Below are 20,757 nucleotides of genomic sequence, written 5' to 3'. Positions count from 1 at the left end.
GTGACTTTTGCACAGCAAGCCTTTGCGCTACTCCAGTACCCACTGCCGCATCATGCGCTTTCGCGTTTGATCGGCAAGCTGGCAGAGTGTGATTCGCCCAAACTGAAGAACGCCTTGATCAAGGCGTTCATCCAGCGTTTTAACGTCGATATGCGTGAAGCGTTGAGCGAAGATATCAATGCTTATACGAGCTTCAATGATTTTTTTACTCGCCCACTGAAAGACGCTGCCCGCCCCATCGGCGAGGGCATTGTCAGCCCGGCGGATGGCACCCTTTCCCAGTTCGGGCCGATTCGTGCCGGCCAGCTGGTGCAGGCCAAAGGGCATATCTTTTCGGCCCAGACCCTGCTCGGCGGTGATGCCAGCCTGGCGGAAGCATTTCTTGGCGGCAGCTTTGCCACTGTGTACCTGTCGCCGCGCGACTACCATCGCGTGCATATGCCCATGACCGGCACCTTAAGGGAAATGATCTACGTTCCCGGCAGGCTGTTTTCAGTCAATCAGGCCACCGCCAACCATGTGCCGGGGCTGTTTGCCCGCAATGAACGACTGGTGTGTATATTTGATACTGAACAGGGGCCAATGGCAGTGGTACTGGTCGGTGCCATGATAGTCGCGGCCATTGAAACCGTGTGGGCCGGGCAGATCACACCGCTTGCGGGCTCACCACAGCGTACCCGCTTTGACCAGCCCATCACCCTGGAGAAAGGCGCTGAAATGGGCCGTTTCAAACTCGGCTCCACCGTGGTGATGTGTTTTGCAGAACCGTTGGCCTTCGATGACTGGGCAGCCAATAGCAAGATCCAGATGGGCCAGGCGTTTACTGAGGCAGGAGGTTAACAGCTCGGCGTGGCGAAGCTGATCACATCCTCCAGGCGCGGCTTACCCAGCGCCTGCTGAATCAGTCGATCCATGCCCAAGGCAACGCCGGCACCTTCTGGCAGGCCATGTGCCAGCGCCTGAAGCAGCCGCTCATCGATATCGACTTCCTCAAGCCCCAGCGCTTGGCGCTGGGCATTATCCGCCTCAAAACGCTGGCGCTGCTCGTCGGCATCAGTCAACTCGTCATAGCCGTTGGCAAGCTCAACGCCGTTCAGATAAAGCTCAAAACGTGATGCCACCCAATCCCCACGGTCATCCTGATGGCGCTTGGCAAGGGCCGCCTGGCTGGCCGGGTAATCCACGACGACCGTTAATTCCTGATCGCCCAGATGTGGTTCAATCCGGGCGCTCATCAGTATATCCAGGCACACCTCACGCGGCTCTGCAGCCATACTGGCGGGCGGCATACGGGCATGTTGTTCAGCCAGTTCACGCAAGGACGCCAGGCGCACGGTAAAAGGGTCAATCGCCAGATAGGTATGAAACAGCTCGCGGTAGCGGTAATACCTGACAGGCAGCACCTGCCCCATCAAACGCCCGACCAACGTCGCCGTTTCCTCTATCAGTTGATCCAGGGTAAAGCCAGGGCGATACCATTCCAGCATGCAGAATTCGATGTTATGGCGACTGCCCACCTCGCCATCGCGAAAGCTTCTGGCCAGCTGGAAAATCGGCCCGCTACCTGCCGCCAGCAAGCGCTTCATATGGAATTCAGGCGAGGTCTGCAGCCACAGACAGCGGCGCCCTTTATCAGTGCGCGCCAACGTAGCAAGCGATGTCAGGTACACATCGGTGCTGCCTCCCTGGCCGAGCACCGGTGTCTCCACTTCCAGCACGTCTCGCTCGGCAAAAAATGCCCGCACTTCGGCCAACAGGACAGCGCGGGCGCGCAGGGTATCCAGGTCGGCCGTTGGCCGCCATGCGGGGCTGTCAGGCACGTGAAACGTAATCACCTGAGCGGGTGTCGATTTTCAGCACTTCGCCCTGATTAATAAACAACGGCACACGTACCACAGCGCCGGATGAAAGCGTCGCCGGTTTGGAGCCGCCCTGGGCGGTGTCACCTTTAAGGCCAGGGTCGGTTTCAACCACTTCGAGCTCGATAAAGTTGGGCGCTGACACCGCAATGGCATTATCATTCCACAGCGTCACCGTGTAGGGAACCTGCTCCTTGAGCCATTTTTCGGTATCGCCAAGGGCTTTTTCTCGACGGCATACTGCTCAAAGGAACCATCGGTTTTCATGAAGTGCCACATTTCGCCATCGTTGTAGAGATATTCCATCTCCAGTTCCATAACATCGGCACCTTCAAGGGATTCACCTGATTTGAAGGTGCGTTCCCAGACCCGTCCCGTCATCAGGTTCCGCAGCTTGACGCGGTTGAACGCCTGGCCCTTGCCGGGTTTAACAAACTCGTTTTCGACGATGGCACATGGGTCGCCATCAAGCATTACCTTCAAACCGCCTTTAAATTCATTGGTAGAATAATTAGCCATACTGTCTCTCAGTTTCAGTTTTTAAGCGTGTCTTGTGTCGCGCAATATCCAAAGCCTGTCACCTCAGGTAAAACGCAACGCCTGAACAGGTGTGGCGCATGATAACCCGAAGGAGGGATTTTTGCAGGACAACCTTATTTTTGGCGCGGATGCATCGTCGTATCGCGCCAGCGAGCCACTGCCTTCCTGGCAACGTCAACTTTCCCAGGCCATTCGTGATCCTGCCGAGCTGTGCAGGCGTCTCCAGCTGCCTGACACCTGGCAAGTCGGTGCCAGCGCAGGCCATGCGCTGTTTGAGACCTGCGTACCGGAGGCCTTTCTACGCCGCATCAAACCTAATCAGCCGGATGACCCCTTGCTGCGCCAGGTGCTGCCGCTGGGAGATGAAACCCTACAAACGCCCGGCTACGTCAATGACCCGCTGGACGAAGTGCAACAGCGCCCGGCCAGAGGGGTCATCCACAAATACGCAGGCCGGGTGCTGCTGATTGCCAGCCCTAACTGTGCGATCAACTGCCGTTACTGCTTTCGGCGCCACTTTCCCTATGCCGATAACTCACCGTCGCGAGCCCAGTGGCAGGAAGCCTTTGACTATCTTCAGGCCGACCCAAGCATCCGCGAAGTGATTCTCTCTGGCGGCGACCCCTTGGCGGCCAACGACCGTCATCTGGCCTGGCTGGTCACGCAGCTGGAACAGATCCCCCACCTCAAGCGGCTGCGCATTCATTCGCGTCTGCCGATTGTGATTCCGGATCGGGTGGATCAAGCCCTGCTGGACTGGTTGGAGGCCTCTCGACTGCAAACCGTCATGGTGTTGCATGCCAATCATGCCAACGAAATCGATCAGGCCGTACGGGCAGCCTGTCAGCGTTTACAGGGTGCTGGCGTCACTCTGCTCAACCAGAGCGTATTGCTGCGCGGCGTCAACGACAGCACAGAGGCGCTGGCAGCACTTTCCGAACAGCTTTTTGACGCCGGTGTACTGCCCTACTATCTGCATGTGCTTGACCCTGTTCAGGGCGCTGCGCATTTTAATGTGCCCGACGCGGAAGCCCGCCAGTTGATCACCACCCTGCGTGACGAGCTGCCCGGCTTTCTGATGCCTCGACTGGTACGCGAAATCCCAGGCGAGGCCAGCAAAACGCCGCTTGTGTAGTGTCCAGCCTCTTTGCAGCATGGAATCCAGGCCATTCACGCCTGGGTTCCATGCCGAAAAGCCCAGCTTACGCCAGAGTGTCAGCGGTCACGTTGGCCGCGGGCGCCTGGGTGGAATAATGCCGGTTGATGGCGCTCAACACTCCTTTCATGGACGCGCTGGTAATGCTTTCATCTGTGCCAACCCCAAATACCGCCTTACCCTCAATGCGCACTTCCACGTAGGCAATGGCTTCCGCATCAGAGCCCTGGCCTCGTGCGTGTTCGTGATAGTCAATAATCTCCACATCATGCCCGGCCCCTGCCAGCGCTTTGATAAACGCCGCTAATGGCCCGTTGCCCTCAGCTGAATAGGTCTTGCGCTCGCCGCCTTCGGATATCACGGCTTCAAGATGCACCGCTGGGCTATCCGGTTCGGAGGACATGCGATGATTGACCAGACAGAACGGTGATTGCTGCTCCAGATATTCATCGGCAAACGCCTGATAGATCATCTGCGAGGTGATTTCCTTAGCGGTGCGGTCAGCGACTTCCTGCACCACCTGGCTGAACTCGATTGACAGCCGACGCGGCAGCTCAATGCCGTGTTCCTGCTCCAGCAGGTAAGAAATCCCGCCTTTGCCGGACTGGCTGTTAACGCGAATCACCGCTTCATAGCTGCGTCCGACGTCCAGTGGGTCGATAGGCAAATAAGGCACATCCCAGGGCGCTTCAGGGTGTTCGCGGCGGTCCGCCATACCTTTCTTGATGGCATCCTGATGCGAGCCGGAGAAGGCGGTGAATACCAGATCGCCCACATAGGGATGGCGCGGATGCACCGGCAGCTGGTTGCAGTATTCAACCTCACGCATAACGGGCGTGATATTCGAGAAATCCAGTTCAGGATGAACACCCTGGGTATACATATTCATCGCTAACGTCACGATATCCACGTTACCGACGCTCACCGTTACCAAACAGGGTGCCCTCTACCCGGTCGGCCCCCGCCATCAGAGTCAGTTCAGCAGCCGCTACACCGGTGCCACGATCATTGTGGGGGTGTACGCTGACAATCAGGGTGTCGCGGTTTTTTACGTTACGGCAAAACCACTCAATCTGGTCGGCATAGTTATTAGGGGTGGCGACCTCTACGGTGGCCGGCAGATTGACGATCATGCGATGGTCAATGCTGGGCGCATAGGTATCCATCACCGCCTCGACGATCTCAACGGCAAAATCCATCTCGGTGGTGGTAAACAGCTCCGGCGAGTACTGGAACGTCCAGTGGGTTTCCGGGGCGTCGTTCATCTGATCGCGAATCTGACGAGTCGCGTCTACCGCAATCTGGATACATTCTTCCTTGTTGACGTTAAACACCACCCGGCGAAACATCGGGTCAGTGGCGTTATAAACGTGAACAATGGCATTTTTGGCGCCTTTGAGGGCTTCAAAGGTGCGCTCAATCAAGTGGGGGCGCGCCTGGGTCAACACCTGGATGGTCACATCCTCAGGGATTTTGTTCTGCTCAATCAGGGCGCGCACAAAATCAAAATCAGTCTGCGAGGCAGAAGGAAAGCCCACTTCTATTTCCTTGAAACCCACCTTGACCAACAGATCGAACAGACGCTGTTTGCGCTCCTGATCCATGGGGTCGATCAAGGACTGGTTACCATCACGCAGGTCAACGCTCGTCCAGATGGGGGCTTTTTCAATACGCTGATTGGGCCACTGGCGGTCGGGAATATCGACGGCAACAAAGGGGCTATATTTTTTAGCGGGATCAGACAACATCATGGCAGTTCTCCTGGTTCGTGGCGGTTTGTAGATAACCTGTTCAAGAATGATACGCAAATTGAGGCGCAAGAGTCATACAAAGGCCCGCAAGGCAGCGTTTAACAATATACAGACAATGAAAAACGCCCCAAGGCTTGTAAAAGCCATGGGGCGTTCAGAATACGCTCAACAATATGAGTCGCTCGGAAGAATCGACGACGTGCGCAGCATTGAAAACTTACACTATTTTCTGGCTGTGAAAAGCGCCAATAACTTATATTAACCACCATAACCACCTCATTATTAAATCTAACGACAATGCTAACCAGCATTGCCCGTCTCTAACCCTTCAGAGACGGGCGCTTAGTAGTCGTAGATCCAATGTGAGGTTTGTTATGGCAATATTCATGTTACTAGAAAATCAATCCTTGGCGGTTTTGTCAACACCCTTTTGCTTGACCGACTGTTCCTGAGCGCTTAACAGTGTTTCCATCCGATCGAGCTGCGCCTGTAACTGGCGGATATCGTCCTGCACGTTGTTAAGCTGTGCTACTTCCCCCTCTCCGTTTTCCAGTTCCTGTTTCGCACCTTCTTTCTGCATGACATCCAGCACGATACCAATCATCATATTCAAAAAGATGAAGGCCGTCAGGAAGATAAAGGTAAGATAGAAAACCCAGCTCCAGGCGTAGACTTCCTGGGTGGCATACATGACATCGGTCCAATCCTCAAAGGTCGCGATGCGGAACAGGGTCAGCATGGCGGTGGAGATATTCCCCCACAGAAAGTCATCCACATTCTCAAACAGGAAACTGCCCAGAGCGGCGTAAATGTAAAATATGATAAACATAAGCAGAGCCACATAGCCCATCCGGGGAATCGACTTCACTAGCGCGATCAGTAGCAACTGCAATTCTGGAATCATCGACACCAGACGCAGCACGCGGAAAATACGCAACAGACGGGCCAGTAGCACCATTTCCGAATCATCCAGCGGAATCAGGCTCGCCGTCACAATCAGAAAATCAAACACATTCCAGCCGCGCCGGAAAAACTGCGCAAGCTTGGCTCTGCTGCCATGCGAATCAGGATTTCAACCAGAAAAAAGACCGTCACGGCGATATCAAGATACGTCAGCCACTGCTCGAAACGTGAGGTTTCCTCGTACGTTTTGGCACCGATCACCAGCGCCGAAATAACGATGATAGCAATCACCACGCCTTCAAAAAATTTATTGGAGCGCAGCGCTTCAAAACGCAACTGCCAGGTACGAAAGGATTCACTCATGCGGTCAACCGACTCTTATCAAAAAGGGTTTCATGTTAATGGGAGCGCTTCAAAATCTCGGTACAGTTGATACTCTGTTAATCTGACTGATGTATCCTAGGTCGATGCATCGCTTGAGCAAGCGGCACATTACAAGATGACATCAATAACTTAAGACATTTTCACTGGATGACCCCCATGATACTGCTGTGGATAGCTTTACTGCCTTTGCTGGGTGTTGTGGTACCCGCATTGCTGGGCCAGCGGGATCGTGTTCTGAGCACACGGATCACGGCCATTGCCCCTGCCCTCGCCCTGCTGCTTACCTTCAGCCAGGTGCCTGCGCTGCTTGACGGCGAAACGCTGCGTTTTTCAGTCGGCTGGATGCCGGAACTGGGTCTGGACCTGGCGCTGCGCCTGGACGGCCTGACACTGCTGTTTAATCTGCTGATTCTCGGCATTGGCCTGTTGATTCTGCTTTACGCGCATTTTTACCTCAGTCCTGAAGAGCCGTTCGACCGCTTTTATGCCTATCTGATGCTGTTTATGGCGTCCATGGTTGGCATTGCCATGTCGGACAACCTCATTCTACTGTGGTTATTCTGGGAATTGACCAGTATTTCGTCTTTCCTGCTGATTGGCTACTGGTCTCACCAGAGCGATGCCCGCAAAGGCGCACGTATGGCGCTGACCGTCACCGGCGCTGGCGGCCTTGCCTTGCTGGCTGGGCTGTTGCTGCTGGGCGATATGGTTGGCAGCTTCGATATGAATGTGGTGCTGGCAAGCCAGGATGTCATCCTTGCCGATCCACGCTATCCCTTGATGCTGGTGCTGGTGCTGCTCGGTGCCTTCACCAAGTCCGCCCAGTTCCCGTTCCAGTTCTGGTTACCCCATGCCATGGCAGCGCCTACGCCGGTTTCCGCTTACCTGCACTCGGCCACCATGGTCAAGGCAGGTATTTTCCTGATGGCGCGCCTGCATCCCGCCATTGCCGGCAGTGAACTGTGGTCGGTGATTGTCTCGCTGACCGGCACCATTACGCTGTTATACGGCGCCTGGTTTGCGCTGTTCAAAACCGACCTTAAAGGTATTCTGGCCTTTTCAACCGTCAGCCACCTGGGTCTGATCACCGTTCTGCTCGGCATTGGCAGCCCTATGGCAGTACTCGCCGCCCTTTTCCATATTCTCAACCATGCCACTTTCAAGGCAGCCCTGTTCATGAGCGCGGGTATTATTGACCATGAAACCGGCACCCGCGAGCTGAAAATGCTGGGCGGGTTGAAAAAAACCATGCCAGTCACCGCTCTGCTGACCACGCTGGCCGCGGCTGCCATGGCGGGGGTTCCCTTATTCAACGGCTTTATCTCCAAGGAAATGTTTTTTACCGAGACCCTCGCCACCCCGGTGCTGGGCGGCCTGAGCTGGCTGCTGCCTGTATTGGCCACCCTGGGTGGGATTCTTTCGGTGGCTTACTCGCTGCGTCTGGTGCATGCCGTCTTCTTTAAGCCAGCCCGGAAAACACCGCCTAAATCGCCCCATGAACCCCCTCACCTGATGCGCTTGCCAGTTGAAATCCTGGTCGGGCTTTGTGTCGTGGTCGGCCTGTTGCCCGGGCTGATGGCGTCTGGGGTTTTATCACTGGCCGCTCAGGCTGTATTGGGCGAGCCTCTGGAATTTCATCTGTCTATCTGGCATGGCTTTAACCTGCCACTGCTGATGAGCCTTGCCGCTCTGGCGTTTGGCATCCTGATGTACTGGCGCCACCCTGACCTGCGCCAGCTGACTCAGCCATTTGCCAGCGTGGATGCCCGCCGGGTATTCGAACGTACTATTATTAATATGAACCAGAAAGCAGACTGGCTGATCAACAAGATTGAGGGCCACTCACTACAGCGCTACATGGGGCTATTACTGTTATCCGCGCTGGTCATGGGTGTGATCGGGCTGGCGCCGATTGCCCCGCTTACCGGAAAGCTGGGTAACCAACCTGTCGACGCCATTGTCCTGCTCGGCGCGGCCATGCTGATATTTGGGGGTATCGCCACCGCAGCGACCCACCGCTATCGCCTGATTTCACTGTTGATGCTCTCCGTTGTTGGCCTGTTCGTCGCGCTGACCTTTGCACGTTTCTCTGCCCCGGATCTGGCCTTGACCCAGCTCTCAGTGGAAGTGGTGACCATGATCCTGCTGATGCTGGCACTGTTCTTCCTACCCCAGCAAACGCCTCGAGAATCCAGCCCGCTGCGCAATGTGCGCGATATCCTGCTGGCCTCGGCGCTGGGGCTGGTGATTGCCAGCCTCAATTATGCAGTGCTGACCACGGATACGTCGTCGATTTCTGATTACTTCCTGGCCAACAGCAAACCCGGCGGCGGGGGCTATAACGTCGTCAATGTGATCCTTGTCGACTTCCGTGGCTTTGATACCCTCGGTGAAATTACTGTACTGGCACTCGCCGGACTTGCGATCTTCAAACTGCTCAACCGCTTGCGCCTGTTCCTGCCTCATAGTGACGGTGAAGGCCGCGTCTGGTCGCCGGACCGCTACCCGGCCATCCTGACGTCGATTTCAATGGCCCTGCTGCCACTGGCACTGCTGGTATCTGCGTTTATTTTCCTGCGCGGCCATAACATGCCAGGCGGGGGCTTTATTGCTGGGCTAGTGACAGCGGTCGCTCTGATCCTGGTGTATATGGCGCGCGGCGTGGAATGGGCTCAGGAGAGGCTGGACTTTCCCTTCCAGCCGGTGGCCATCGCAGGCGTTGCGATTGCTACCCTTACCGGCCTGGGCAGTTGGGTGTTCGGCTATCCGTTCCTGACATCGACCTTTGCCTACTTCACCCTGCCCCTGGTGGGCACGTTCGAACTGGCGTCGGCCATGCTGTTTGATCTGGGTGTTTACCTGGCCGTTGTCGGCGCGACCCTGATGATCCTGGCCAACCTGGGCAAGGTCACCACGGCCCACCGCCCAACGCTTGAACCCTCAGAAACCGAGCCTGAAGCCTCTTCGCCCGACAAGGAGACTCGTTAATGGAACTGCTGTATGCCATTACAACCGGGGTGCTGACTGCCTGCGGCCTCTATCTTACCCTGCGTGGACGCACCTTCCCGGTGGTCGTCGGCCTGACGCTATTATCCTACGCGGTCAACCTGTTCCTGTTTTCCATGGGCGGCTTGACCACTGACGGCGCAGCCCTGGTCAATCAGCAACAGGGCGCGATTGCCGACCCCTTGCCACAGGCTTTGGTGCTGACGGCCATTGTGATCGGTTTTGCCATGACAGCCTTTGTGGTCATCCTGGCCATGCGCGCGCGCAGTGAAGCGGGTAACGACCATGTAGACGGTAAAAAGGAAGACCGCGAATGACTCAACATTTGATTGTTCTACCCGTCGTTCTTCCCTTGATTGCCGGTATTCTGCTGCTCTATCAACGTCAGGGGATCGTCCGCTACAAGCGGATTGTCAGCATTGTCTCTACCGCCTTATTGCTGCTGGTCTCGATTGGCTTGGTCAATCAGGCCGCCAGCGGTGAGATTACCTATTATGCGCTGGGCGACTGGCAGCCTCCCTTCGGGATTGCCCTGGTGCTGGATCGCCTGTCAGCGATGATGGTGCTGCTGACTTCTGTGCTGGCGGTCGGCGCAGTCGTCTATGCCTGCGCCGGCGATGATGAAAAAGGCAGCAATTTCCATGGCCTTTTCCAGTGGCAGCTAATGGGTATCAACGGTGCTTTTCTGACCGGCGATCTGTTCAACCTCTTTGTGTTTTTTGAAGTCCTGCTGCTGGCCTCCTATGCTCTGCTGCTTCACGGCGGCGGCAAGGCGCGTATTCAGGCCAGCGTTCATTATGTGGTGCTTAACCTGGCCGGTTCATCGCTGTTCCTGATTGGCGTTGGCGTTCTATACGGCGCAACCGGCACGCTGAATATGGCAGATATGGCCCAACGCCTGGCGGAACTTCCTCCCGAGCGGGAAGGCCTGGTAACGGCAGGCGCCTTGATCCTGCTGGTGGTATTTGGCCTGAAAGCCGCCATTCTGCCGCTGTATTTCTGGCTGCCGCGTGCCTATGCGAACGCGCCTGCCCCAGTGGCGGCCCTGTTTGCGATCATGACCAAGGTGGGTATTTACGCCATTCTACGAGTCTACAGCCTGATTTTCGGCGATCAGGCCGGTAGCCTGACCGCTCTGGAGCAACCCTGGGTGTGGTGGTTCGCGCTGGCCACCCTGGCGATTGCTGGAGTGAGCGTGCTGGCCGCCAAGGATCTGCGCCTGCTGGTTGCCTATCTGGTACTGGTCTCGGTTGGCACCCTGCTGGCGGGTATCGGCATGCGTACGCCCGAAGCGGTATCTGCACTCTTGTATTACCTGATTCATACCACTTTGGTGACCGGCGGGCTCTTCCTGTTGGCCGATATGATTGGTGCCCAGCGCGGCAAGCCTGGCACCCGTCTGGTCAAGGGCCGCCCGCTGGTTCAGGGCCAATGGCTGGCACTGGCGTTTTTCATCGGTGCTATTGCCGTGGCGGGCCTGCCGCCTCTTTCCGGCGCGCTTGGCAAGGCGCTGATGCTCAACGCAGCAGAAGGCATGCAGCGGCTATGGCTGTGGCCACTGTTGCTATTGGCCGGGCTGAGTTCGCTGATTGCCCTGTCACGCGCGGGCTCGACGCTTTTCTGGCGCAGCCAGCGCGGCACCGCCACTGGCAAGAAACTCCCTCGTGAGCAATGGTTTGGGGTCATATGGCTACTCAGTGCCGCACCGCTGCTGGTGATCTTTGCCGGCCCGGTCAGCCATTACACCGCAGCCGCTGCTGAACAGCTTGCCAATCCTCTGCCGCTGATTGAAGCGCTGATGCCTGACGCAGGAGATAACTCATGATCAAGCCACGCTCCTGGTTACCCACGCCGGTGCTGTCCATCCTGTTGCTGCTGGTCTGGCTGCTGCTGGTGCGTAGCGTTGCTTTTGGCCAGATTGTGCTGGGTAGCGCCCTGGCCGTTGCCATTCCGCTGGCCACTTACCGCTTCTGGGATGCCGAACCGCGTATCGGCAGGCCTCTCAAGCTGCTGCGCTTTGCTCTGCGTGTTCTGAAGGACATCGTTATCGCCAACTTTGAAGTGGCCTATCTGATTTCCAACCCTTGGCGCAAACTACGCCCTCACTTCATCGAGTATCCCCTGATGCTGGAGGAGCGTTTTACCATTACCCTGCTGGCCAGCACGATCAGCCTGACACCCGGTACGGTTTCTGCCAACCTGCGCATGGATGGCAAGTCGCTGCTGATCCATGCGCTGGATGTGGACGACGAGGAAGCCCTGATTGAGCAGATCCGCAAGCGTTACGAACAGCCGCTCAAGGAGATTTACGAATGCTGACCCTTGCCCTTTACATCACCCTGACGCTGGTCAGCACGGCGCTGATCCTTAACCTTTACCGCCTTGCGGTAGGGCCGGATCTACCTGACCGGGTGCTCGCACTGGACACCATGTACATCAATTCAATCGCGCTGATTGTGTTACTGGGTCTATGGCTGAACACCAAGACCTACTTTGAATCTGCCCTCTTGATTGCCATGCTGGGCTTTATCAGTACCGTCGCTGTGTGCAAGTACATTCTGCGCGGCGACATCATCGAATAGACCACAGGAGTTCCCATGGCCTGGATTGTTGAAGCGTTGGCGTCGCTGTTATTGATTGCTGGCGGAGTGTTTCTGTTTATCGGCTCGCTGGGTATGGCGCACCTGAAAGATTTCTATATGCGCCTGCACGGCCCTACCAAGGCCACTACCCTGGGCATTGGTTTCATGCTGGTTGCTTCCATGCTGTATTTCTGGGGCTACGAAGGGTCACCGGATATTCAGGAAATACTGATTACGCTGTTCCTGTTTATTACCGCACCGGTCAGTGCCCACCTGCTGGCCAAAACGGGCCTGCATCTGCAGCTCCGGCGGATTGATGTGACCGAAGGCAAGCCCGTCGAACTTCGTCCTGAAGAAGTCGGTGAACGTCCTGTCCCTCACCCGGACAAGGGTCACGGTTAAGCGGCACGGCCTGCCTTCCACCACAACGCCAACGGGGCGCATCAGCGCCCCCTTGTGTACTGACTTCAAGTGACTCTAGCGACTAGTCAAGCAGGTCGCTATGGCGATAGCCAATCAGATAGAGCACCGCATCCAGCCCCAGGGTAGAAATCGCCTGACGCGCCTGAGCGCGCACCAGCGGCTTAGCACGATAGGCAATCCCCAGTCCGGCTTTACCGAGCATTTTCAAGTCATTGGCACCGTCACCAACCGCAATGGTCTGCTCAAGCATCCAACCTTCACGTAGGGCAATGGCCTCAAGCAGCTCCGCCTTGCGTTCAGCATCCACGATCGGCTCCTGAACCTCCCCAGTCACCTTGCCGTTCTCAATCACCAGTTCGTTGGCATGAATTTCATCAAAGCCAAGCTTCTCCTGTAGATGACGAGCAAAGTAGGTGAAGCCACCGGAGATAATCGCCGTGCGATAGCCCAGCCGTTTGAGGTTGGCCATCAAAGGCTCCACGCCATCCATTAGCGGCAGCTCTTCAGCAATTTCCGCCAGCACCGCTTCATCCAGCCCTTCAAGCTTGCTCATCCGCGCGCGAAAGCTCTGTTTGAAGTCCAGCTCGCCGCGCATTGCCTGCTCGGTCACCGCGGCCACTTCATCGCCTACCCCGTGACGACGGGCAAGTTCATCAATCACTTCAGCCTTGATCAGGGTTGAATCCATATCAAAACACACCAGGCGACGATGACGGCGCCAGATACTGTCTTCCTGAATGGCAATGTCCACGCCGTGTTGGGCGCCGAGTGCCAGGGCTTTTTCATGTAGTGCGGCCAGGTTGACGTCATCGCCTCTTAACCAGCACTCAACGCAGGCACCATTACCAGGCGATTCGCCATCCAGCGGCTCGCGCCCGGAAAGCCGGTGTACCAGCTCAACGTGCAGACCAAACTCCGCCGTCAAGCCACCCACTTCCGCCAGAATGCCGGCAGGCAGACGCGGCGCCAGCAGGGTCAGTATCAAACGCGGCTGGCTGGCTTCCAGGCTCCAGCGGTGGTAATCATCCGCACTCACGGCAATGGCCTGAATATCCAGCCCCAGGCTATCGCCTGCTTCGCTGAGCATGGCTTCCAGCGCGCTGTCATGCTCCAGCGCCACCAGTGCCTCCAGCGAGAGCATCCCAAAGGTCACGCTCTGGTTGATATCCAAAAGACGTGCCCCAGTTTTTGCCAATGCCTTGCCAAGCCCGGCGAGCTGGTCCGGTCGCGCCCTGCCGGTCGCACGAATCAAACAGCGTTTCATGATTTATTCCCCTGCCTCAAGCCGCTCAACTTTCTGGAAACCGCGTGGCAACTTGTTGCCCCGACGGCCACGTTCACCCCGATAATAGGCCAGATCATCTGACTTGAGGGTCAGTTTACGCTTACCAGCATGCAGCACCAAGGCATCCCCCTCGGCCAGCACGGCGATATCGCGCATGAATTCTTCCCGTCGCGCTGCTCGTGGGCCAGGAATATCCAGCATCTTGTTGCCCTTGCCCTTAGCCATTTCCGGCAGCTGATCCAGCGGGAAGACCAGCAGGCGCCCTTCGTTGGACACTGTTGCCACCCACAGGGATTCACCCTCGGGAATCGCCACCGGTGGCATGACGCTACAGCCCTTGGGAAGGGTCAACACACTTTTGCCTGCCTTGTTCTTGCCGGTCAGCTCACCTAGACGGGCAATAAACCCGTAGCCACCGTCACTGGCGAGCAGAAAACGGCTTTCTGGTGCAGCCAGCAGGATACCCGCCATCTGTGCCCCGGCGGCGACGTTGGCCCGCCCCGTGATCGGCTCGCCCTGACCGCGGGCGCTGGGCAGGTTATGGGCACTCAATGTATAGGCACGCCCGGTATCATCCAGCATGACCAGAGGATGGTTGGTCTTGCCCCTGGCCGCCAGCAGGAAGCGGTCGCCCGCTTTATAGGAAAGGCCTTCCGGGTCGATATCATGGCCCTTGGCGGCGCGAATCCAGCCCTTTTCCGAGACCACGACGGTGATCGGATCAGCCCCAAGCAGCTCCACTTCCGACAGCGCTCGAGCTTCGCTACGCTCAACCAGCGGCGAGCGGCGCTCATCGGCGTGCTCTTTACCGGCGGCGCGAATCTCTTTCTCGATCAGGTTGGTCAGCTTGGTATCACTGCCTAACAGGCCTTGCAGCTGTTTGCGCTCTTTCTCCAACGCCTCCTGTTCGCCGCGGATTTTCATTTCTTCCAGTTTGGCCAAGTGGCGCAGGCGCAGCTCCAGAATGGCTTCTGCCTGGCGTTCAGAAAGGCCAAAGGTCGCAATCAGCGCCGCTTTTGGTTCATCCTCTTCGCGAATGATGCGAATCACTTCATCCAGATCAAGATAGGCGGTCAGCAGGCCTTCTAGAATATGCAGGCGATCTTCTACCTTGCCCAGCCGATGCTCCAGCCTGCGGCGCACGGTAGTACGCCGAAAGCGCAGCCATTCGCCAAGCATATCCGCCAGCGGCATGACCCGCGGGCGGCCGTCCAGGCCGATCACGTTCATATTGACCCGCACGCTCTTTTCCAGATCCGTGGTGGCAAACAGGTGGGCCATCAATACATCCACATCCACGCGATTAGAACGCGGCTCAATCACTAGGCGCGTCGGCGCTTCATGGGTGGATTCATCGCGCAGATCCGCCACCATGGGCAGTTTCTTGGCCTGCATCTGGGCAGCTATCTGTTCCAGCACCTTGGCCCCACTGACCTGACAGGGCAGCGCAGTGATCACGATATTGGCGCCCTCACGCTCAAAGCACGCGCGTAGCTTGACCGAACCACGCCCGGCTTCATAAAGCTTACGCAGATCTGCCCGCGGGGTGATGATTTCCGCATCGGTCGGGAAATCCGGCGCTGGCACAAACGCCATCAGGTCAGTGTTGGTGGCCTCAGGGTGGCGCAGCAGATGGCAGGTGGCATCCACAACCTCGCCAACATTGTGCGGCGGAATATCAGTGGCCATGCCAACGGCAATTCCGCTGCCACCGTTGAGCAGCACGTGGGGCAAACGCGCGGGCAATACCACCGGCTCCTGCATGGTGCCGTCAAAATTGGGCGCCCAGTCCACGGTGCCCTGGCCCAGCTCGCTGAGCAGCACTTCAGCAAACTTTGAAAGCTTGGCCTCGGTATAGCGCATGGCCGCAAAGGATTTGGGATCATCGGGGCTACCCCAGTTACCCTGGCCGTCCACCAGCGGGTAGCGATAGCTGAACGGCTGGGCCATCAGCACCATGGCTTCATAGCAGGCGCTGTCACCGTGGGGGTGGAACTTACCCAGGACGTCGCCCACAGTACGCGCCGATTTCTTGTACTTGGCATTGGCATGCAATGCCAGCTCGCGCATGGCGTAAATAATCCGCCGCTGCACAGGTTTCATGCCGTCGCCGATATTCGGCAGGGCACGGTCGAGAATGACGTACATCGAGTAGTCGAGGTACGCTTTTTCGGTGTAATCGCGCAGGGCGATGCGTTCAACATCGCCTTCCGCGACCTGGATATCCATGGTCATCTGGGGTTATACCTCGATATCTGCGAGATTGCCGTAATCTTCCAGCCACTTCTTGCGATCACCGGCGCGTTTCTTGGCCAGCAGCATGTCCATCACTTCCTGGGTGCCATCGCCTTCCGAGCGGGTCAGCTGTACCAGGCGGCGAGTCTCGGTCGCCATGGTGGTTTCGCGCAGCTGCAGCGGGCTCATCTCACCCAGCCCCTTAAAGCGCTGAACATTCGGGGTAGCCTTCCGTGTGCCGCTTTTTTCGCCAGCTGCTTGAGTATCGCGGCTTTTTCACTTTCATCCAGGGCGTAGTGAACCTCCTTGCCCAGGTCGATCCGGTAAAGGGGCGGCATGGCCACAAAGACGTGACCGGCATCCACCAGGCTTGGGAAGTGACGCACAAAGAGCGCGCACAGTAGAGTGGCAATGTGCAGGCCATCGGAATCCGCATCCGCCAGGATACAGATCTTGTGATAACGCAGTTTCTCCAGATTGGCACTGCCCGGGTCGGCACCAATCGCCACGGCGATATCATGAACCTCCTGAGAGCTGTAGATCTCGTGGGTCTCGACTTCCCAGGTGTTGAGAATCTTGCCGCGTAACGGAAGAATGGCCTGGGTTTCGCGGTTACGCGCCTGCTTGGCGCTGCCCCCGGCAGAATCCCCTTCCACCAGGAACAGCTCGCTCTGGGCCGGGTCCTGGCCGGAACAGTCCGCCAGCTTGCCGGGCAAGGCCGGACCTGAGGTGACCTTCTTACGAGCGACTTTCTTGGACTTTTTCTGGCGCTGCTGAGCGGCGCTGATCACCAACTCAGCGAGCATTTCACCCTGTTCTACATGGTGATTAAGCCACAGCGAGAAAGCGTCCTTGACCACGCCGGACACAAAGCCCGCAATGGTGCGCGATGACAGCCGCTCCTTGGTCTGGCCGGCAAACTGGGGGTCGAGCATCTTGACGGAGAGCACAAAAGACGCCCGCTCCCAGAGGTCATCGGCGGTCAGCTTGATCCCCCTTGGCAACAGGCTACGGTACTCACAGAACTCGCGCAGGGCATCCAGCAGCCCGGCACGAAAGCCGTTCACATGGGTACCGCCCTGAGGCGTGGGGATCAGGTTGACGTAGCTTTCCAGCAGCGCTTCACCGCCTTCGGGCAGCCATTGAATGGCCCAGTCAACGCCATGCTCATCATCGCTGAAATGGCCAACAAAGGGCGCATTGGGCACCACTTCATAACCATCAGTGGCCTGAGCCAGGTAGTCGCGCAGGCCATCGGCATAGACCCATTCAGTGCTGGTACCGTCGGGCTCCACCAGTGTTACGGCAAGCCCGGGGCACAGCACCGCCTTGGCGCGCAGCAGATGTTTCAGCCGGGAGAGCGCCAGCTTGGGGCTATCAAAATAACTTTCATCCGGCCAGAAGCGAACCAGGGTGCCGGTGGCCTTTTTCGCCGCCTTGCCCAGGTTATGCAGCTCTTCGACCTTGGCGCCAAACTCAAAGGCCATGGCGTGACGTGCGCCGTCGCGGGTCACTTCCACTTCCAATCGGCGTGACAGGGCATTCACCACAGACACCCCAACCCCATGCAGTCCACCGGAAAAACGGTAGCTGGAAGACGAGAACTTGCCGCCGGAATGCAGCTTGGTAAAGATCAACTCTACCCCTGACACGCCGTGCTCGGGGTGCATATCAATCGGCATACCACGGCCATTATCAGTGACCTCGATACCCCCATCTGCCAGCAGCATGACCTTGATGGCATTGGCATGTCCCGCCAGCGCTTCATCGACGCTGTTATCGATTACTTCCTGAGCCAGATGGTTGGGCCTTGAGGTATCGGTATACATGCCGGGGCGCTTGCGCACTGGTTCAAGCCCCGATAAGACTTCGATGGAACTGGCGCCGTATTGAGAGGCATCAAACTGAGTCATGAAGCGTATATCCTGAAAGGTCAAACCTGCCTTCGCAGCCGCTGACGAGGCGGCTGCGTAACGGCGTGGCAATCAAATGGGCCTAAAAATCAAACAGACAGCATAGCGGAAAAGCAAAATACTGTATATATGGTCATAGGATACAGTATCCGGCGCAGTCTGACGCCCGTGCTTGACACTTATTTATCCGCTGCCCAAAAGGCGTCGATCAGGCCGCGAGTGGAGGCGTCCATGTGGTCAGCGGGTGCCTGCCCGTCGATGATCTGCTGGGTCTCGGTGGCAATCTGCTTGCCCAGCTCCACGCCCCACTGGTCAAAGGGATTGATATCCCAGATCACGGCCTGGACGAATACCTTGTGCTCATAAAGGGCAATCAAGGCGCCCAGAGTGTGCGGGGTCAGCTGGTCAAGCAGCACTGTGGTCGATGGCTGGTTGCCGCGATAGCGTTTATGCGGCGGGCGCGGGCCATCGTCATCAATGGCATCATCGCCCAGCATCAACAGCCGCGACTGAGCAAAACAGTTGGCCAGCGCCAGCCGGTGCTGGGTCTGCAGGTGGCGACGGGTTTCAGGGTCTTCAACATCATCATAGCGTTTGAGGGGGCAATAAAATCGCACTCCACCGGCTGCATTCCCTGATGCAACAGCTGATAGAAAGCATGCTGGGCATTGGGGCCTAGCTGCCCCCACAGCACCGGGCAGGTTGAGTAATCAATCGCCTCGCCCTGGCGAGTCACGGATTTGCCGTTGGATTCCATTTCCAGCTGTTCCAGGTAGGCGGCAAAATATTCCAGACGGCCATCATAAGGCAAAATGGAGTGGGCGCGGATATCCAGGAAATTGACGTTCCAGATACCTGCCAACGCCAGCAGTACGGGCAGGTTTTCAGCCATGGGCGCCGCCTGGAAGTGACGATCCATGGCATGGGCGCCAGCGAGCAGCGCGCGGAAATTTTCCATGCCGATGACCAGCGCAATCGGCAGGCCGATGGTGCCCCATAGCGAATAGCGCCCGCCGACCCATTCCCAGAAACGCAGCTGATGCGCCGGGGCGATGCCCCAGGCGGTCATTTTTTCCGGGCTGGCGGAAACGCCGATAAAGTGCTGGCGAATCACCAGTTCCGCGCTGATCGGGGTAGCGCCATGTCGAGTCAAACGCCCCAGCAACCAATCCTTGGCGGTATTGGCATTGGACAAGGTATCAATGGTGGTGAAGGATTTCGATGACAGCACAAACAGCGTCACTTCAGGGTTCAGGCGGCTGAGGTAATCCGCCAGCTGGGAGCCATCCATGGTGGAAGCAAAATGCACCTCGACCGGATGCACGTCGTCAGGGCGGTAGTCGGCCAATGCGTGGGTGACCATCAAAGGCCCCAGGTCCGACCCCCGACCCCCAGATTGACCACATGGCGAATCGGCTTGCCGGTGGCTCCCCGCCACTGGCCTGCGTGCAAACGGCTGACCAGGGTTTCCATCTGCGCAAGGCTGGCATGCACCGCTGCCACTACGTCTTCGCCATCAACCTCAAGGTTTGCCTCCGGGGGCAGGCGTAATGCCGTATGCAGCGCCGGGCGGTCTTCACTGGTATTCACCCGCTGGCCGCTTAACAGAGCGTCGATAGCGCTTGGCAACTCGGCTTCTTCTGCCAGGGCCAGCAGTTTGTCCAGCGTTTCATCCTGCCAACGCTGTTTGGAAAGATCCAGCATCACCCCAGCGGCCTGATGCGCAAAGTGATCAAAGCGCGTCGATGACTCGGCAAACAGCGTTTTCAGATGAACGCTTTTCAGCGCATCGGCGTGATCCTGTAATGCTTTCCATGCCGGTAATTGATCCGACGTTGCGTTAGCAACTGATGACATTGGCCCTCTCCTATGGCGATGTTGGGTGCAGCGGGGTCTGTTCCGGGTGGCGCTTGCAGCGTAAACTATGCGCCCATTGATTATCCACGCTGTCTATTTGCGATGAAACCGGCCTGCCCATGAGTGATGCATCTTACCGTGACGCCATCTTTTCGACACCCCTGGATCGCGTCGCGCGTTTCTCCTTTGATGAGCAGGTCGTCGCCTGCTTTCCTGATATGATCCGCCGCTCGGTGCCGGGTTACGGTCAGATTCTTGGCATGCTCAGCCTGATTGCCCAGCGTCATCTGCGCCACGGTGCCCACGTCTATGATCTGGGCTGCTCGCTGGGCGCCTCTGGCCTGGCTCTGGCGGGCGCTCTGCCGGAAGATGCCTTTCGCTATACCGGGGTCGACCTTTCACCCGCCATGGTCGAACGCGCCCAGCAAACCTTTGCGGATGAATGCCCCCAGCATAGCCTGCAGGTGATGGAAGCGGATATCCGTCAGCTGGACTATCAGCCCTCCGGCATGGTCATCCTGAATTTCACCCTGCAGTTCTTGCCACCTGAAGACCGCGATGCCCTGCTGGCCAGGCTATATGACGCCCTTGAACCCGGTGGCGTGCTGATTCTGTCCGAAAAAACCATTGATGCCGATGAGCGCGATAACGCCTGGCGCGTCGAGCGCTACCATGATTTCAAGCGCGCTAACGGCTACAGCGAGATGGAAATCAGCCAGAAACGTACCGCACTGGAAAACGTGTTGATTCCCGATACTCTGGATGCCCTGCATGGCCGTTTGGCCCAGGCAGGCTTTCCGCGTTCAATGACCTGGTTTCAGTACCTGAACTTTACCTCACTGATTGCCTTCAAGGAGAGCTAA

12 protein-coding genes and 5 pseudogenes are annotated in these 20,757 nt (G+C 57.4%); 9 read left to right on the top strand and 8 right to left on the bottom strand.

Going from position 1 to position 20,757, the window contains the following annotated elements:
• Positions 1-840, top strand: a complete 840-nt coding sequence (gene asd, locus HLB35_RS02230) for an archaetidylserine decarboxylase (RefSeq protein WP_171701331.1) — start codon at positions 1-3, stop codon at positions 838-840.
• On the opposite strand, the gene epmA is transcribed toward asd, so the two are convergent.
• Together epmA and efp are read right to left on the bottom strand one after the other, a co-directional pair.
• Entirely contained in the window at positions 837-1,820 is a 984-nt protein-coding gene (epmA, locus tag HLB35_RS02225) for an EF-P lysine aminoacylase EpmA (RefSeq protein WP_171701330.1), read from the bottom strand. The genes asd and epmA overlap by 4 nt on opposite strands.
• Positions 1,813-2,378: pseudogene (gene efp, locus HLB35_RS02220) on the bottom strand (elongation factor P). Before efp ends, epmA begins: the two are co-directional and overlap by 8 nt.
• A gap of 121 nt (positions 2,379-2,499) precedes the next feature.
• Between efp and epmB the strand changes: the two are divergent.
• Positions 2,500-3,534, top strand: coding sequence for an EF-P beta-lysylation protein EpmB (gene epmB / locus HLB35_RS02215; protein WP_171701329.1), 1,035 nt, complete (start codon positions 2,500-2,502; stop codon positions 3,532-3,534).
• 67 nt (positions 3,535-3,601) lie between these two features.
• Here the strand turns inward: epmB and leuA are convergent.
• Together leuA and HLB35_RS02205 are read right to left on the bottom strand one after the other, a co-directional pair.
• Positions 3,602-5,306: pseudogene (gene leuA, locus HLB35_RS02210) on the bottom strand (2-isopropylmalate synthase).
• Between the two features lie 400 nt (positions 5,307-5,706).
• A pseudogene (locus HLB35_RS02205) lies at positions 5,707-6,572 on the bottom strand (ion transporter).
• A gap of 177 nt (positions 6,573-6,749) precedes the next feature.
• Between HLB35_RS02205 and HLB35_RS02200 the strand changes: the two are divergent.
• The 6 genes from HLB35_RS02200 to HLB35_RS02175 are packed head-to-tail and all read left to right on the top strand — an operon-like array spanning position 6,750 to position 12,583.
• Complete coding sequence (locus HLB35_RS02200) at positions 6,750-9,581, top strand: monovalent cation/H+ antiporter subunit A (protein ID WP_171701328.1); 2,832 nt, start codon at positions 6,750-6,752, stop codon at positions 9,579-9,581.
• Positions 9,581-9,916 (top strand): Na+/H+ antiporter subunit C, encoded by a 336-nt coding sequence (locus HLB35_RS02195; protein WP_171701327.1) that lies wholly within the window; start codon positions 9,581-9,583, stop codon positions 9,914-9,916. The genes HLB35_RS02200 and HLB35_RS02195 overlap by 1 nt, the downstream gene beginning before the upstream one ends.
• Positions 9,913-11,424, top strand: coding sequence for a monovalent cation/H+ antiporter subunit D (locus HLB35_RS02190; RefSeq protein WP_171701326.1), 1,512 nt, complete (start codon positions 9,913-9,915; stop codon positions 11,422-11,424). The genes HLB35_RS02195 and HLB35_RS02190 overlap by 4 nt, the downstream gene beginning before the upstream one ends.
• Positions 11,421-11,918, top strand: coding sequence for a Na+/H+ antiporter subunit E (locus HLB35_RS02185; RefSeq protein ID WP_171701325.1), 498 nt, complete (start codon positions 11,421-11,423; stop codon positions 11,916-11,918). Before HLB35_RS02190 ends, HLB35_RS02185 begins: the two co-directional genes overlap by 4 nt.
• Positions 11,912-12,181 carry a K+/H+ antiporter subunit F gene (locus HLB35_RS02180; RefSeq protein WP_171701324.1) on the top strand — a complete coding sequence of 90 codons (270 nt, stop codon included), beginning with the start codon at positions 11,912-11,914 and terminating at the stop codon, positions 12,179-12,181. Before HLB35_RS02185 ends, HLB35_RS02180 begins: the two co-directional genes overlap by 7 nt.
• A gap of 15 nt (positions 12,182-12,196) precedes the next feature.
• Entirely contained in the window at positions 12,197-12,583 is a 387-nt protein-coding gene (locus HLB35_RS02175) for a Na+/H+ antiporter subunit G (RefSeq protein ID WP_171701323.1), read from the top strand.
• Positions 12,584-12,665: 82 nt separating this feature from the next.
• On the opposite strand, the gene serB is transcribed toward HLB35_RS02175, so the two are convergent.
• The 4 genes and pseudogenes from serB to pgi form a co-directional block, all read right to left on the bottom strand.
• Positions 12,666-13,871: a phosphoserine phosphatase SerB gene (gene serB, locus HLB35_RS02170; RefSeq protein WP_171701583.1), complete on the bottom strand. Its 1,206-nt coding sequence runs from the start codon at positions 13,869-13,871 to the stop codon at positions 12,666-12,668.
• Entirely contained in the window at positions 13,872-16,124 is a 2,253-nt protein-coding gene (parC, locus tag HLB35_RS02165; protein ID WP_171701322.1) for a DNA topoisomerase IV subunit A, read from the bottom strand.
• 6 nt (positions 16,125-16,130) lie between these two features.
• Positions 16,131-18,037 (bottom strand): annotated as a pseudogene (gene parE, locus HLB35_RS02160) (DNA topoisomerase IV subunit B).
• Between the two features lie 179 nt (positions 18,038-18,216).
• Positions 18,217-19,894 (bottom strand): annotated as a pseudogene (gene pgi / locus HLB35_RS02155) (glucose-6-phosphate isomerase).
• 119 nt (positions 19,895-20,013) lie between these two features.
• On the opposite strand from pgi, the gene cmoA reads away from it, so the two are divergent.
• Positions 20,014-20,757 (top strand): carboxy-S-adenosyl-L-methionine synthase CmoA, encoded by a 744-nt coding sequence (gene cmoA, locus HLB35_RS02150; protein WP_171701321.1) that lies wholly within the window; start codon positions 20,014-20,016, stop codon positions 20,755-20,757.

The sequence above is a fragment of the Vreelandella azerica genome (assembly GCF_013112225.1).
Classification (GTDB): Bacteria; Pseudomonadota; Gammaproteobacteria; order Pseudomonadales; family Halomonadaceae; genus Vreelandella; species Vreelandella azerica.
The sequence above is the reverse complement of the archived record's forward strand: the minus strand, read 5'-3'. Positions and strand labels throughout refer to the sequence as shown.